General features: G+C 73.0%; 13 protein-coding genes. 3 read left to right on the top strand and 10 right to left on the bottom strand.

The genetic code is table 11. The features are described 5' to 3' along the window. Nucleotides 1–118: 118 nt before the first annotated feature. The 3 genes from DSC45_RS08120 to DSC45_RS08130 all read right to left on the bottom strand — a co-directional run bounded on the left by DSC45_RS08120 (nt 119) and on the right by DSC45_RS08130 (nt 2,371). Entirely contained in the window at nt 119–799 is a 681-nt protein-coding gene (locus tag DSC45_RS08120) for a GntR family transcriptional regulator (protein ID WP_119288597.1), read from the bottom strand. Between the two features lie 87 nt (nt 800–886). Continuing rightward, the gene (cynR, locus tag DSC45_RS08125; RefSeq protein ID WP_240434538.1) at nt 887–1,807 is read right to left on the bottom strand and encodes a transcriptional regulator CynR; all 921 of its coding nucleotides are present in this window, start codon (nt 1,805–1,807) and stop codon (nt 887–889) included. Between the two features lie 69 nt (nt 1,808–1,876). After that, on the bottom strand, nt 1,877–2,371 hold the full coding sequence (locus tag DSC45_RS08130; RefSeq protein WP_119288600.1) for a macro domain-containing protein: 495 nt from the start codon (nt 2,369–2,371) through the stop codon (nt 1,877–1,879). Between the two features lie 461 nt (nt 2,372–2,832). Here DSC45_RS08130 and DSC45_RS08135 point away from each other — a divergent pair, with 461 nt between their 5' ends. Further along, nucleotides 2,833–3,405 (top strand): ankyrin repeat domain-containing protein, encoded by a 573-nt coding sequence (locus DSC45_RS08135; RefSeq protein WP_119289191.1) that lies wholly within the window; start codon nt 2,833–2,835, stop codon nt 3,403–3,405. Nucleotides 3,406–3,830: 425 nt separating this feature from the next. On the opposite strand, the gene DSC45_RS08140 is transcribed toward DSC45_RS08135, so the two are convergent. Then, entirely contained in the window at nt 3,831–4,262 is a 432-nt protein-coding gene (locus DSC45_RS08140; protein WP_119288602.1) for a barstar family protein, read from the bottom strand. 37 nt (nt 4,263–4,299) lie between these two features. Beyond that, nucleotides 4,300–4,818, bottom strand: a complete 519-nt coding sequence (locus tag DSC45_RS08145) for a guanyl-specific ribonuclease (protein ID WP_119288604.1) — start codon at nt 4,816–4,818, stop codon at nt 4,300–4,302. Nucleotides 4,819–4,883: 65 nt separating this feature from the next. Between DSC45_RS08145 and DSC45_RS08150 the strand changes: the two genes are divergently transcribed. Then, nucleotides 4,884–6,419 carry an ATP-dependent DNA ligase gene (locus DSC45_RS08150; RefSeq protein ID WP_119288606.1) on the top strand — a complete coding sequence of 512 codons (1,536 nt, stop codon included), beginning with the start codon at nt 4,884–4,886 and terminating at the stop codon, nt 6,417–6,419. A gap of 50 nt (nt 6,420–6,469) precedes the next feature. Here DSC45_RS08150 and DSC45_RS08155 read toward each other — a convergent pair whose 3' ends face one another. The 4 genes from DSC45_RS08155 to fmt form a co-directional block, all read right to left on the bottom strand. Continuing rightward, nucleotides 6,470–7,519, bottom strand: coding sequence for a sugar-binding transcriptional regulator (locus DSC45_RS08155; protein WP_119288607.1), 1,050 nt, complete (start codon nt 7,517–7,519; stop codon nt 6,470–6,472). Between the two features lie 85 nt (nt 7,520–7,604). After that, on the bottom strand, nt 7,605–8,291 hold the full coding sequence (rpe, locus tag DSC45_RS08160; protein WP_119288609.1) for a ribulose-phosphate 3-epimerase: 687 nt from the start codon (nt 8,289–8,291) through the stop codon (nt 7,605–7,607). Between the two features lie 86 nt (nt 8,292–8,377). After that, nucleotides 8,378–9,808 (bottom strand): RsmB/NOP family class I SAM-dependent RNA methyltransferase, encoded by a 1,431-nt coding sequence (locus tag DSC45_RS08165; protein ID WP_119288611.1) that lies wholly within the window; start codon nt 9,806–9,808, stop codon nt 8,378–8,380. Between the two features lie 120 nt (nt 9,809–9,928). Continuing rightward, entirely contained in the window at nt 9,929–10,861 is a 933-nt protein-coding gene (gene fmt, locus DSC45_RS08170) for a methionyl-tRNA formyltransferase (RefSeq protein ID WP_119288612.1), read from the bottom strand. Between the two features lie 290 nt (nt 10,862–11,151). Here fmt and DSC45_RS08175 point away from each other — a divergent pair, with 290 nt between their 5' ends. Continuing rightward, complete coding sequence (locus DSC45_RS08175) at nt 11,152–11,685, top strand: hypothetical protein (protein WP_119289193.1); 534 nt, start codon at nt 11,152–11,154, stop codon at nt 11,683–11,685. A 151-nt stretch (nt 11,686–11,836) separates the two neighbouring features. Here DSC45_RS08175 and DSC45_RS08180 read toward each other — a convergent pair whose 3' ends face one another. Then, the gene (locus tag DSC45_RS08180) at nt 11,837–13,894 is read right to left on the bottom strand and encodes a HelD family protein (protein ID WP_119288614.1); all 2,058 of its coding nucleotides are present in this window, start codon (nt 13,892–13,894) and stop codon (nt 11,837–11,839) included. Nucleotides 13,895–13,896 lie beyond the last annotated feature (2 nt).

Consider the following 13,896-nt stretch of genomic DNA (forward strand, 5'->3'; position numbering starts at 1 on the left):
GGCGTTGCGCCATTCGGGCCTGCCGGTGGGTGAGCAGTGGCCGCCGGACACGGTCCGGGCGCTCCGTGCACCCGGGTTCGGCGCCGGACGGCCCGGCGGGCCTCGCGAAGGCGGCTCGCTACTCCTCGGACCTGCCCAGATGTTCCGCGCGGGCGGTGCGGCCCGACGCGAGGTGGTTCAGGACGAGGCTGTCGACGCGCGGGACGTCGCGCGCCGCGATCGCCTCATAGAGGTCCGCGTGCTCCTGGGCGACGGCGAGCAGGTCGTCGTGCCGTCCGAGTACCCAGCGCATTCTGCTGCGCAGCGTGCGCTCCAGTTCGCTGAGCAGCTCGTTGGCCGCGAGCGCGGTCACCGCCTCGTGGAAGTCGGCCGCGGCCCTGCGCGCCCGCACGGCGTCGCCGCGACGGGCTGCCGCCAGCTCGGCGTCGAGGGCCTCGCGCAACCTGTCGAGTCCGGCGCGCGTACTGCGCTGCGCCGCGAGCCGGAACGTCAGTGTCTCGAGCGCCCCGCGCACCTCGTCCAGGTCCGCCAGGTCGGTCGCACTGAATTCCCGTACGACCGCCCAGGTCCGGGGCCTGGGCGTGACCAGGCCCTCGGTGACCAGCGCCTTCAGCGCCTCGCGGACGGGCAGCCGGCTCACGCCTAGTTCGGCGGCCAACTCTCGCTCCACGAGCCTGCTGCCCGGGCCGCGTTCACCGTCGAGGATCTCGTCGCGGATCCGACGGGTGACCCGGTCGGACTCCGGCTCGAACTCCGGGGTGTCCGCGCCGGTGACTCGGGCGCCTTCGCTACGTGCCATGCGGTGCATTCTTCCATCGGCTCAGGTGGTCCGGTCGGGGGCGGCCCGGTGACGAAGGGACACTGCCGTCACGGTGCGCTCGGCAGGTCAGGGCGAGGCGTAACCGCGGTCGCGTACGACCTCGGCGACCAGCTCCCGATACGCCTCGATGGAGGATCCGAGGGGGGCGCCGTCGCGCACCAGCAGGGCCGCACGGCGACTGGGCAGCGGCGGCTCGACGGGGACCGGCCGCAGGTGGGGACTGTCGTCGGTGACCGCGTCGGGGAGCACCGTCACGAGCGCGGGGGTGCGCTGCACCAGTTCGGTGAGCGCCTGGACGGAGTTGGTCTCCACCGCGACCCGTGGGGCCACGCCGTGTTCGGCGAAGTACCGGTCTGTGCGTTCCCGGATGTCGAAGTCGGTGCTGAGCAGCGCCAATTGACGGTCCGCCAGTTCCCGTACGGCCACGGGCCTCGACTCCACACGGCCGGCGTCGGAGGCGGCGACCACCAGGCTCAGTGTCTCGGTGAACAGCGCGTGCGCGGCTATCCCTCGGGCGTGCCTCCCGATGAAAGCCACCCCCGCGTCCAGCTCGTCCGCGAGGAGACCGGCCTCGATGCGGTCCTGGGGCATCTCCGTGATGGTCACGGTGATGCCGGGATGCCGGAGGTTCAGCTCGGCCACCAGCGGGCCAATCAGGTACGCGGCGAACGTCGGAGCCATCGCGAGGCGCAGCGTGCCGCCCGCGACGTCGGCGGCACGGTGCACCGCGCGGTCGGCCGCCGCCAGGTCGCTCAGTGCACGCCGAGCATGGTCCGCACAGACCTGGCCGGCCCCGGTGAGCCGGAGGCTCGGACACGCGGAGTCGACCAGTCGTGCGCCCACGGAGTCCTCGAGGTGGCCGATCTGCTGCGACAGGACGTGCGGCGAGATGCCCAGTTGCGCGGCGGCACCCGCTCCACTGCCGTGCTCGGCGACCGCGACCAGGCAGCGGAGCTGGAGCAATTCGGCGCCTTCGGCCGCGGTCACGCAGGTGGACCGGAATCCGATGTCCCCCCATCGCCGCGGCTGACCGCCGGCCGGCATGAACCCCACCCCTCAGCCCTCGAAGTCGTACACGGTCACCGGTACCCCGCGGGCGGCGAGGCGACGGCGGACGAGCGGCTCGACCTCGGACCACTTCCCACCCGCGAGACCGCACCCGATCCGCGGCATGTGGACCGAGGCGCCGAGCTCGAGGGCCCGGTCGCCGACGGCGCCGAGCGCGCTGTCGATCGCCTGGTACCGCACCGGCGCCGCCCCCTCGCTGCCGGAACGGATCCCCCGTTGCCCCACCATGTTGGCCACCCGTACCAGGCCGTCCGCCCGGACGAACTGCACGGCGCCGAGGCCGAAATCGTTCGCCGCGCGGTCCCGGTGCCAAGTCCGGTAGGCCGCCTCCGGCTCCGGCCACCGTCGCGACAACGCGAGGACGAAGCCCGCTCCCCAGCCACCCACGTCGTTGCACACATGGGCCACGATCTTGACGCCCTCGCCCTGCGGCGCCGTGGCGTCGCCCTGCACGTACGCGATCTCCGTCGCTCTCCCCGTCATACCGGCCACGCTACGAGGCCCCACTGACAATCGCCGTCGAGCCGAACCCGGGAGCATTTGGTCAACCACAAGAGCGCCCATAAGGCAGGTGCAATAACAACTTCCATTTAACGCTCCCTTACCGAGAGGAACGTACGGTATCCCAAATACCCCGTCGCCCTCGACACCATCGTCGTTCTTCTCCACTCCCCCACTGCGACGCCCCGAGGAAGGACACCCGCGCACGGCCGCCGGGCCCCACGCAGAGAGGCACCACCATGGCTCCACCCCCCAGCACCACCCGCCTGTTCGTCTCCCTGGCCGGACTGGCCGTCCTCGCGACGGCCTGCAGCACGCAGTCCGACGGCGGCAGGGGCGAACGCCGTACGTCCTCGGCCACCACCGAGGCCGCCTCACCGGCCGACCGGCAGGACGGTGAGAAGCGCGGCAAGAAGGGCGACCCCGCAGCCGGCCGCGACCTCCTGCACGCAGCGGAACAGGGTGACGCCGACGCCGTACGCAAGGCGATCGGGCAGGGCGCGGACCTGGAGACGCGGGACGACCGGCGCCGCACGCCGCTGCTGCTCGCCGTCACCGGCGACCATGTGGAGACCGCGGAGGCGCTCGTGGCGGCCGGGGCCGACCCCGACGGCAAGGACAGCAGGCAGGACACCCCCTGGCTGGTCACGGGTGTGACGGGCAACGCCGCGATGGCCAGGACCCTGGCGAAGGCCGACCCCGACTACGGCCTGGTCAACCGCTACGGCGGCACCTCGCTCATCCCGGCGGGTGAGCGCGGCCACGTGGACTACATCCGCGAGGTCACCACCAACCCGGACATGGACGTCGACGTCGACCACGTCAACAACCTCGGCTGGACCGCCCTGCTGGAGGCGGTCATCCTCGGCGACGGCGGCAAGGACCACCAGGAGTCCGTACGCCTCCTCCTGGAAGCCGGCGCCGACGCGTCCATCGGCGACGGTTCAGGAGCCACCGCACTCGATCACGCGGAGGACCGCGGCTTCGACGAAATCGCCCGCATCCTGCGCAAGTGACCCGGCCCGGCCCCCGACGGCGGCGGATCCGGCGGGGGTGGCGGCCCGGTCCCCCACGCCGGCCACCGCCGCGCCACCGCCGCGCCACCGACGGCGAGCGTGTCGACGACCGCCGAGCCGACCGAAGCACCCACCTGCTTGTTTGACAGCGCCGGACCGCGGTGCCGATCGCGAACGTCACGAGGACGGGCAACACCTGTGCCGCGTACGGGAGATGGGACCGAGCAGGGCGAGCTACCAGCCACTCGGCATCAGCCTTGAACAGACGCTGTGCCCCGTTCAACCAGCGCTTCCATGATCGCGCCAACGTCCACCGGCGCCCCTCCAGAACTGCCTCGGACACTCCACGCGACATGGTCACCCCGAGGACGGACATCGTGGGCGGTCTTGTCGATCCCTCCGGGTGGTGCGGCCGGCGTCCGTGGTCAGGCCGGAGTGAGCAGCACCGTCAGGGGCGTCGCCCGATCCCTCCAGTACTCGGACGCCTCCGCCAGCACCTCGCGCGCGACCGTCCACTCCCGCGGCTGCTCCCGCGCGTACTCGGTCCAGCCGCCCAGCACCAGGACCCGTCCCTGCGCCGCAGGCAGCCAGGACAGGTCCGTCAGGCTGTCGGCGAGGGCGTCCCAGTTCCGCCCGAACCAGGCGGGCAGGCCGAGCGCGCTCGTACACCGGTCCATGAAGCCCGCCTTGTCGCGGACACCGGTCAGATCGAGGAACACCACGGCACGCCCGGAGTCGGCCGCGAGCGCAAGGAGAGGGGCCGGGTCCCCCGGGGCCACCGCTCCGGCCGCCCGGTCAACGCCGTATGCCCGCCGTGCTTCCCCGGGGCCGGCGCTCTCTTCGCCCGCAGCCGTCATCGCAGGACCGCCTTCGTCATCACAGGGCACCCCGTGGTCATCGCAGGACCGCCTTGAACGTCTCGTAGTGGTCGTCGGTGTAGTAGATCTCTCCGCCCGACCCGGTGACGATACGCCGGGCGCCGCGATCCCCCTCATGGGGCGTGCGCACCGTGAACTCCCGGTAGTAGCCCCGTCGTTGATCCGGCAGCAGCCCCTCGAAATTGCCGAACCGGGACCCGTCCTTCTCGTACGGGAACGGCCCCGATGCGTCGATCAGGCGCAACGTCTCCCGGGCCTCGGCGGGCAGCTCCTCGACCGTCACCGCCCGGAAGCCCGCTGCCCAGGCGGGCATCGGCGCGGAGGTGGCGGGTACCGATGAGGAGCTGGCCTCCCGGGTGGCGGCGCTGCGCCCGCCGTCCTCGTCGTCGGCGGCGGTGCACCCCGACAGGAGTATCGCGACAAGGAGCCCGCAGCACGTCACCAGGAGTGACCCCAACCAGCCCCGGCCACCGGCGGCCCCGTGGCTCTCGAACGGTCGCGCGGCGGCCTCCACGGCCGGGTACCGGTGGCGCATGAGGCCGATGCTGCCACAGGGGCCTAACCTGTGCGCGCCGCCGCGGTCCGGGGGACGATGACGGCATGCTGCTCTCCGATGTGGCCGGTGCCTCCCGGGAGATCGCCGCCACCACCGCACGCTCGCAGAAGGTCGCCCTGCTCGCGGAGCTGTTCCGCGGGATGGCACCCGAGGAGGCGCCGCTGGTGGTGAGCTATCTGTCCGGCAGGCTGCCGCAACGCAGGACGGGCATCGGCTGGACCGCGTTCCGGCAGATACCGCCGCCCGCCGCGACCGCGTCCCTCACCGTGGCGGACGCCGACGCCGCCTTCGGCCGCATCGCGGCGGTCGCCGGCAAGGGAGCGCAGGCCGAGCGCAAACGCCTCCTGGACGCCCTGCTCACCGCCGCCACAGCGGACGAACACCGACTCCTGCTCGGCCTGGTCAGCGGCGAGCTGCGCCAGGGCGCCCTGGACGCGCTGGCCGCGGAGGGCCTGGCCGCGGCCGTCGGCGCGGAGCCCTCCGCCGTACGCCGCGCGGTGATGCTGGCAGGCCGACTGGACACCGTGGCCCGGGCGTTGGCGGCGGAGGGTGTCACCGCGCTCGACGCGTTCCGGCTCGACGTGGGCCGTCCGGTGCTCCCGATGCTGGCGAAGACAGCGAAAGACGTGGACGAGGCGGTCGAGCTGCTGGGCGCGTGCGCGGTGGAGGAGAAACTCGACGGCATCCGGGTACAGGTCCACCGCGACGGCAACGAGGTCCGCGTCTTCACCCGCACCCTCGACGAGATCACCGACCGTCTGCCCGAAGTCGTCGCGGCAGCACGGGAGTTGACCACCGACCGGGCAGTCCTCGACGGTGAGGTCATCGCCCTGGACGAGCAGGGTCGGCCGCGGCCGTTCCAGGAGATCGCGGGGCGGGTCGGGTCCCGGCTCGATGTGGCCGGTGCGCAGGCCTCACTGCCGCTCGTCCCGGTCTTCTTCGACCTGCTGTCGGCCGACGGCCACGATCTGCTCGACCTGCCCGCCCGCGAACGTCACGCCCGGCTGGCCCGCATCACGCCCGAGCCGCGCCGGGTCGGACGGCTCGAGGTCCGCGATCCCACCGACGAGCAACTGCGCGAAGAGGTACGCCGGTTCGCCGCGTCCGCTCTCGAACGGGGCCACGAGGGCGTCGTCGTGAAGGCCCTCGACGCGCCGTACAACGCCGGGCGCCGGGGTGCGTCCTGGCTCAAGGTGAAACCCGTGCACACCCTGGACCTCGTCGTGCTCGCGGCGGAGTGGGGGCACGGGCGGCGCACCGGCAAGCTGTCCAACCTGCATCTGGGAGCGCGCCGGTCCGACGGGACGTTCGCGATGCTGGGCAAGACGTTCAAGGGGCTCACCGACGCCCTCCTGACCTGGCAGACGGAGCGGCTCGGCGAACTGGCGACCGAGGACGACGGCTTCGTCGTACGGGTACGGCCCGAGCTGGTCGTCGAGGTGGCCTTCGACTCCGTACAGCGCTCTCCGCGGTACCCGGAGGGTGTGACCCTGCGCTTCGCCCGCGTGGTCCGCTACCGCGAGGACAAGGCGGCGGCGGAGGCGGACACGGTGGAGTCGGTGCTCGCGCTGCACCGGTGAGCGGGTGACGGGGCAGCCGCAGCGGCGGCGCCCCGCGCACCCGCGCGCTCCTACTCCGACTCGTCCGGGTCCTCGCGGTCCAGGGCGGGGCGCGGTTCGGGGCCCGCCTCGAAGAGGTAGTCGGCGGCCGCGGTGTCGGTGACCAGGCTGGTCACCAGGCCGGACCGCAGCACCGCGTCGATGGCCTCCGCCTTGCGCCGGCCGCCCGCGATCGCCACCACCTCGGGGATCCGCCGCAGCCGGTCGGCCTCGACGGTGATGCACCGCTCCCCCAGATCGCGTCCGACCCGGCGTCCCTCGGCGTCGAAGAGGTGCGCGGACATCTCGGCGGCGACGCCGAGCGAGGCGTAGTGGGCCCGCTCCTCGTCGCTCAGCATGTCGTGCACGGTGGAGATACCGGGCTCCCAGGAGCCGATGGAGACTGCCGCGACCGTGACCTTGTCGAAGTACTCGAAGGCACGGGCGATCCCGGTCTGATTGCGCAGCGCGGCCGCGGTGGCCGGGTCGGGAAGCAGCATCGGTGCGTAGATCGGGTGCGCCTCGCCGCCGGACACCTGGGCGGCGCGGCGGACCGCCTCGACGGAGCCGCGCTCGGCGGTCCCCGCGTCGTACACCCCCGTCAGCTGGACGACCGTGCACGGCGGCAGCCGGTCGAGGGCTGCGGCCATGTGGATGGTGGAGCGGCCCCAGGCGAGGCCGAGGACGTCGCCCTCGTTCACCAGCTCACCGAGCAGGTCGGCTGCCACCTCGCCGAGGTTCTCCGGGTCGGGCGACTCCTCCACGTCCTCCGCGGGTGACTCCACGACGACCGCGTGCCGCAGTCCGTACCGCGCCCGCAGGCGGTCGGACCGCTCCGCGTCGAGCTCCGCGGGCACCCTGATCTCGATCCTCACGAGGTCGCGCTCTAGCGCTGTCTCCAGAACCCGCGCGACCTTGAACCGGCTGACGCCGAACTCCTCCGCGATCTGGATCTTGGATTTGCCCTCGAGGTAGAAGCGGCGGGCCATGGCCGCCGCCTGCACCAGTTCAGCGGGGCCCATCCGAAGGGCTGGCCGACCCGCCGACATGCCAGACACGGCGATCTCCTCACTGCTGTTCACAATTTCACTTCGGCTCGCCGTTCATCCTTGCAGATCCGGCGGTACTTGATCAGTCCTGAGGGGCAGCAGTTCACCGAGCCGTGGCTCAGTGGCCGCACGCCCAGGCCGCGGAGGCGGTTGTGGCGGCGGCCTTCTCCCGCAGGGCGCGCACGGCGGCGGCCGGGTCGTCGGCGCCGTAGACGGCCGATCCGGCGACGAACACATCCGCGCCGGCCTCCGCGCACCGCTCGATCGTCGAGTCGGAGACACCGCCGTCGACCTGCAGCCAGAGCTCGAGGCCGTGCTTGGAGATGAGCTCACGAGTACGGCGGATCTTCGGCAGCATGATGTCGAGGAACGCCTGCCCGCCGAAGCCCGGCTCCACGGTCATGACCAGGAGCATGTCGAGCTCGGGAAGCAGATCCTCGTAGGGCTCGATCGGAGTGGCCGGCTTCAGGGCCATCGAGGCGCGGGCACCCTTGGCACGGATCTCCCGGGCCAGCCGCACGGGCGCGGCGGCGGCCTCCGCGTGGAACGTGACCGAGCCGGCGCCGGCTTCGACGAAGCCCGGAGCCCAGCGGTCCGGTTCGTCGATCATCAGGTGGCAGTCCAGCGGGGTGTCGGTCGCGCGGCTCAGCGACTCCACGATCGGAACCCCGAGCGTCAGATTCGGGACGAAGTGGTTGTCCATGACGTCGACGTGGAGCCAGTCGGCGCCGTCGACCGCCTTGGCCTCGTCGGCGAGCCGCGCGAAATCCGCGGACAGGATGCTGGGGCTGATCTGAACTGCCATGCCCCAAGCCTGCCATGCCCCAGGGCGGTTGCCACCGGCGGTCCGCCACGGCTCGTCCCCGAGGCGGTGACGGGGCGCGGCCGTCGCTACGCCGTGCGCCGGATCAGCGCCAGGTACATGGCGTCCGTGCCGTGCAGGTGCGGCCAGAGCTGGACGTCGGGGCCGTCGCCGAGGGCCGGGACGCCGGGCATGAACGGGCGGGCGTCGAGGAGTTCGGCGTCGTCCCGCGCGCGCAGTACGTCGTCCACGACGGCCCTGGTCTCCGCGAGGTGCGGCGAGCAGGTGGCGTACCCGACGACCCCTCCGGGGCGCACCGCCGCCAACGCCTCGGTCAGCAGCGCCCGCTGCAGCGGCGCGAACCCGTCGAGGTCCGCGGGCCGACGGCGCCAGCGGGCCTCCGGGCGGCGGCGCAGGGCGCCGAGGCCGGTGCACGGCACGTCCATCAGGACCCGGTCGAAGCTGCCGGGCCGCCACGCCGGACGCGTCCCGTCGGCGGCGATCACCTGGTACGGCCCCGGATTCCCCGCCAGTGCCTGCTGCACGAGCCCCGCACGGTGCGGCTGCAGCTCGGAGGCGACGAGGAGCGCGTCGCGCTCCGCGGCGAGCCCGGCGAGCAGCGCCGCCTTGCCTCCGGGGCCCGCACAGCCGTCCAGCCAGCGCCTGTCGGTTCCTTCCACGGGGGCCGCGGCCAGCGCGAGCGCGACCAGCTGGCTGCCTTCGTCCTGCACGCCGGCGAGCCCGTCGCGCACCGCTTCGACAGCGCCCGGTTCACCGCCCTCGGCCAGGCGTACGGCGAGCGGGGACCAGCGTCCGGGCAGTGCCGCGTCGGAGCCGGCGGAGGTGAGGAGGTCGTCGGCCGTGGTGCGGCCGGGGCGGGCGACCAGGGTGACCTCGGGCCGTTCGTTGTCCGCCTCGAGCAGGTCCTCGATGCCGGCGCGTGGCCCGCCCAGCGCGTCCCACAGCGCGGAGACGATCCACCGCGGGTGGGAGTGGACCACCGAGAGATGGTCTTCGGGGTCGTCGTCCCAGGACGGAGCCACCTTCTCCAGCCAGGTGTCCAGATCGTCCGCGGAGACCTTGCGCAGCACGGCGTTCACGAACTTGGCACGGCCGTCGCCGAGGACGACCCTGGCCAGTTCCACACTGGCCGAGACCGCCGCGTGGGTGGGGATCCTGGTGCCGAGCAGCTGGTGCGTGCCGAGGCTCAGTACGTCGAGCACCGGCGGGTCCACCTCGCGCAGCGGCCGGTCGATGCAGGCTGCGATGACCGCGTCGTAGCTGCCCTGCCTGCGGAGCGTGCCGTAGACGAGTTCGGTGGCGAGTGCGGCGTCGCGGTTGTCGAAGTCGCCCTTCTCGCGGGCCTTGCGGAGCAGCGGCGGCAGCACCAGGTTCGCGTAGGCGTCCCGCTCGTCCACCGCCCGCAGCGCCTCGAAGGCGAGGATGCGTACCGGGTCCTTCTGCGGTCGGCGGTACGGCTTGGCCGGCTTCTTTGGGCGGCGACGCTGCTGGTCAGACACGAAAAAGGTGCTCCGGATCCTGGATGAACTGGCCCGTCAAGGCTAACGGGTGGCAACCCGCCGGCCACCCGCGCGAGGCCCCCTGCCCGACGGGCGCCGACCGCCGTCACGCGTGCCCGGTCAGCCGCCGAGCGTCTCCCCCGCGGCGATACGGACACCACGCGCCCAGTCCGCGGCACGCATCGGCTTCTTCCCCTGCGGCTGCACCCAGAGCGGTTCCACGGCGTGCGAGCCGGTGCCGACGTACACATTGTTCTTGCCGGCGTCGAGCTGCCCCGGCGCCAGATCGGTACGGTCCGCCAGCAGTTGGGCGGCGATGATTTTCAGCCGCTCGCCGCGGAACTCCGTCCAGGCGCCCGGCGCCGGAGTACATCCGCGCACCACCCGGTCCACTCGCAGCGCCGGCGCCGACCAGTCGATCCGCGCGTCCTCCACGGTGATCTTCGGCGCGAGCGAGATCCCGTCGATCGGCTGCGGCACGGCCTGCAGACTGCCGTCCTCGATCCCGTCCATCGTGGCCGCGAGCAGCCCGGAGCCCGCGAAGGCGAGCCTGGTGAGCAGGTCACCACTGGTGTCGGTGGCACGGACCTGCTCGGTGACCGTGCCGTAGACCGGGCCCGAATCGAGCCCTTCCTCGATCAGGAACGTGGACGCTCCGGTGATCTCGTCACCGGCCATCACGGCGTGCTGCACGGGCGCGGCACCACGCCAGGCGGGCAGCAGCGAGAAGTGCAGATTGACCCAGCCGCGGGCCGGTACGTCGAGGGCGGCCTTGGGGAGCAGCGCGCCGTAGGCCACCACCGGACAGCAGTCGGGGCCGATCTCGCGGAGCCGGGCCAGGAACTCCTCGTCGCGCGGACGCTTCGGCTTGAGCACCTCGATACCGGCGTCCTGGGCGCGTTCCGCCACCGGACTCGCCACCAGCCGGCGCCCGCGCCCGGCCGGTGCGTCGGGGCGGGTGATCACGGCGGCCACCTCGTGCCGGCCGGAGTCGATCAGGGCGTCAAGCGCGGGGACGGCGACCTCGGGGGTGCCTGCGAAGACCAGCTTCATCGGTGGGCGACTGCCTCTCGGGCGGGGTACTTGGCGAGCAGCGCACCAGTCTATGGGCCACTCGCCGCGTACGTACGAGGCGGCCGGGCGCTGCGGGACGAGCCGGCTGCGACTGTGTCCGCGCCCGGGCACAAGGGGGCGCGGGATGCACCGTGCGCCCCGTACGTATGCCCACACGCCCCTGCACCGTGACTACATCGACGGGTGGCGCGTTGGTCAAGAAAGATTTGACCCCGTGGGCCGCGCAGACGGCCCTCTTCCTTTTCAACGCCGGTTCGAGAGGCTTGTTCATGGCCGACCACGCAACCCACGACGCACAGGCACGGGCCAGCCTGCACCTCCTGGTGCGGGACATCGAGCGGGTCCGCCGGCAGGTGGACGCACTGCGCACCCTCACCGCCCAGCTCGGCAACGTCTACCGACCGCGCCGCTCAGGACCCTCCACAGGATTCGTCGTCTACGGTCGGGCGCCCGCGCCGACCGTCCGTCTCGCCCAGGAACTGCGCGACAGCGTGGAGACCCTGGTCACGGCGGCCGTCGACTTCGACCGCTCCCTCGGCTTCTCGTGGGACGCGGTGGGCTCCGCGCTCGGCGTCACCAAGCAGGCGGTGCACCGGCGGTACGGCGCCCGGCGTGCCACCACCCAGGCCGCTGCCGAGGCAGAGCGAGCCACCGACGGCTCGTCCCGTCCGGTCTCCGTCGCAGGCACTCCCCTGCCGTCGGTTCCGGCGGCTCGCGCCATGCCGACCCAGCCGACCTCGGGCAGTCCCGTGCTGCGCGAAGAGCCTCGGCCCGGGGCGTTCCCCGGCCCGCGCCACGGCTGACCCCCGCGCTGCGCCCTGGTCCCGGGCCACCTGCTCGGCAGCAGTCGCCGACTCTGCTCGCCACGGCCCTGGTCCGGTCGTACGGATGCCCCCGCTTCCTCCTGGCGGGGGCATCGGCATGTCCGCTCGGCCTCGACGGGGCCCACCCGCGTCAGGCCGGGCGCAGCGCGGACGGCAGCGGTTCGCGGTGGACGATGTGCAGGTACGAGACGGCCCGGGTGACCGCCACGTAGAGCCGGTTCAGGCCGCGCCTCTCGGCCCGGACGATCGCCGCCGGCTCGACCACGACCACATGGTCGTACTCGAGGCCCTTGGCCGCCGATGCGGGGACGACGGTGACGCCGGCCCCGAGCGATTCCGGGCCCGCCGCATGGAGGCCGGCCGCGCTCAGCGCCGCGTGGAGCCCCGGGGCGTCCGCGTCGGCGGCGATGACGCCGACCGACCCGGCTCGTTCCCGGGCGGTCCGTACCGCCGCGACTGTCGCCGCCGCCGTGTCGTCCGCCGCCTCGATCGTCACCTCGCCGTCGCGGCGCAGCGACCGGGCGGGAGCCACCTCGGCATCCAGCTGCCCGAGGATCCCGTTGGCCAGCTCCGCGACAGCGCCCGGGAGGCGGAACCCGGTGGTGAGCGGGGCGATCGTGGCGTCCGGCTTCCCGAGCTGCGCGAGGAACCCCGCCCAGCCGCCGGCAGCCCACGGCGCGGTTCCCTGCGCCAGGTCGCCGAGCACGGTGAGCGATCCGGAGGACGAGCGCCTGGCGATGGCCCTGCACTGCATGGCAGACAGGTCCTGCGCCTCGTCGACCACCACATGCCCGTAGCCGGCGGGCCGTTCGACGAGTCCGGCGAGTTCGTCGAGCAGCACCAGGTCGGCCTCCGACCAGCCGCCCGCGCGCCGGGGTGTGTCGCGCAGCAACTCCCGCTGCTCGTCCGGTCCGAGCAGCCCGTCGGCCGCTGCCGCCAGCACGTCGGCACGGGTCAGCAGATCACCGAGCACCCGCTCCGGCTGTACGGAGGGCCATACGGCGTCGAGCAGTGCGGTGAGCGGCCGGGCCCGGGAGATCTTCTGGGTCCAGGCGCGGGTACGGGGTCCCGCCCGGCGCTCGGCCTGCACCTGGACCGCGCCGACGATGCGCGTGCGGACGCGCTCCCGCCCCACCGCGTGGGCGGGCCCTTCGGTGCGCACGTCGAGCACGATCCGCTGCAGTTCGTCCCCCGACACCCGCCAGCGGTAGGAGCCGTCAGGCACGACGAGCGGCGTCGCCAGGTCCGTCCGTACGCATGCGTAGAGCGCGCGGTGCAGGACGTCCGCCATGCGGGCGTCGTGCTTGAGGATCTCCGCGGCCTCGCTGTCCCGCACGGTCACCGGATGGCGGGCGATCTCGTCGCCGAGCGTGGACTGCCGCACTCCGGTCTCGCCGAGCGAGGGCAGGACCTCGGAGATGTAGGAGAGGAAGGCGCGGTTGGGCCCGAGGATCAGCATGCCGGCGCGCTGGATGCGCCGCGGGGAGGTGTAGAGGAGGTACGCGGCGCGGTGCAGCCCGACGGCGGTCTTGCCTGTGCCCGGGGCGCCCTGGACGCAGAGGCTGACGCCCAGCCCTTGACGTACCAGGTCGTCCTGCTCCGGCTGGATCGTCGCCGCGATGTCGCGCATCGGACCGATCCGCGGGCGCTCGATCTCTCCGGTGACGATGCGGCTCTCGTGCGTCTCGCCCCCGGACCCGCCCTCGTCCAGATGCTCGTCCTCCAGGCCGGTCAGCTCGTCGGATTCGCCCCGGCCGGACGGCGACCAGCCGAATCGGCGCCGGACCGCGACGCCTTGCGGTTCGCCGGCGCTCGCCTGGTAGAAGGCACGCGCCACCGGTGCCCGCCAGTCGACCACGAGCGGCGGGGCCGACGGGTGGTCGGTGATGCGCATACGACCGATGTGGTACGTCTGCCCGGCGTGGTCCGCCGCGGTGCGCGGGTCCGCTGCGAAGTCGAGGCGGCCGAAGAAGAGCGGACCGGGCGGCAGTTCCCGCAACTCCTTGTACTGGGTGCGGAGTTGACGGCCGAGGACTTCGGCGTCGGCGCCGGACGCGGAGACGTTCTCGCCGACCACGACCTGATCACGGGCGCCGTCGACCATACGGTCGAGCGCGGCGCGGCACGCGTCGTGGTGGGCGCGCTCCTGACTGAGGGCGTCACTGAGTGCGGAGTCGGGGCTTGGCATTC

This window comes from Streptomyces sp. YIM 130001, assembly GCF_003574445.1.
Classification (GTDB): Bacteria; Actinomycetota; Actinomycetes; order Streptomycetales; family Streptomycetaceae; genus Streptomyces.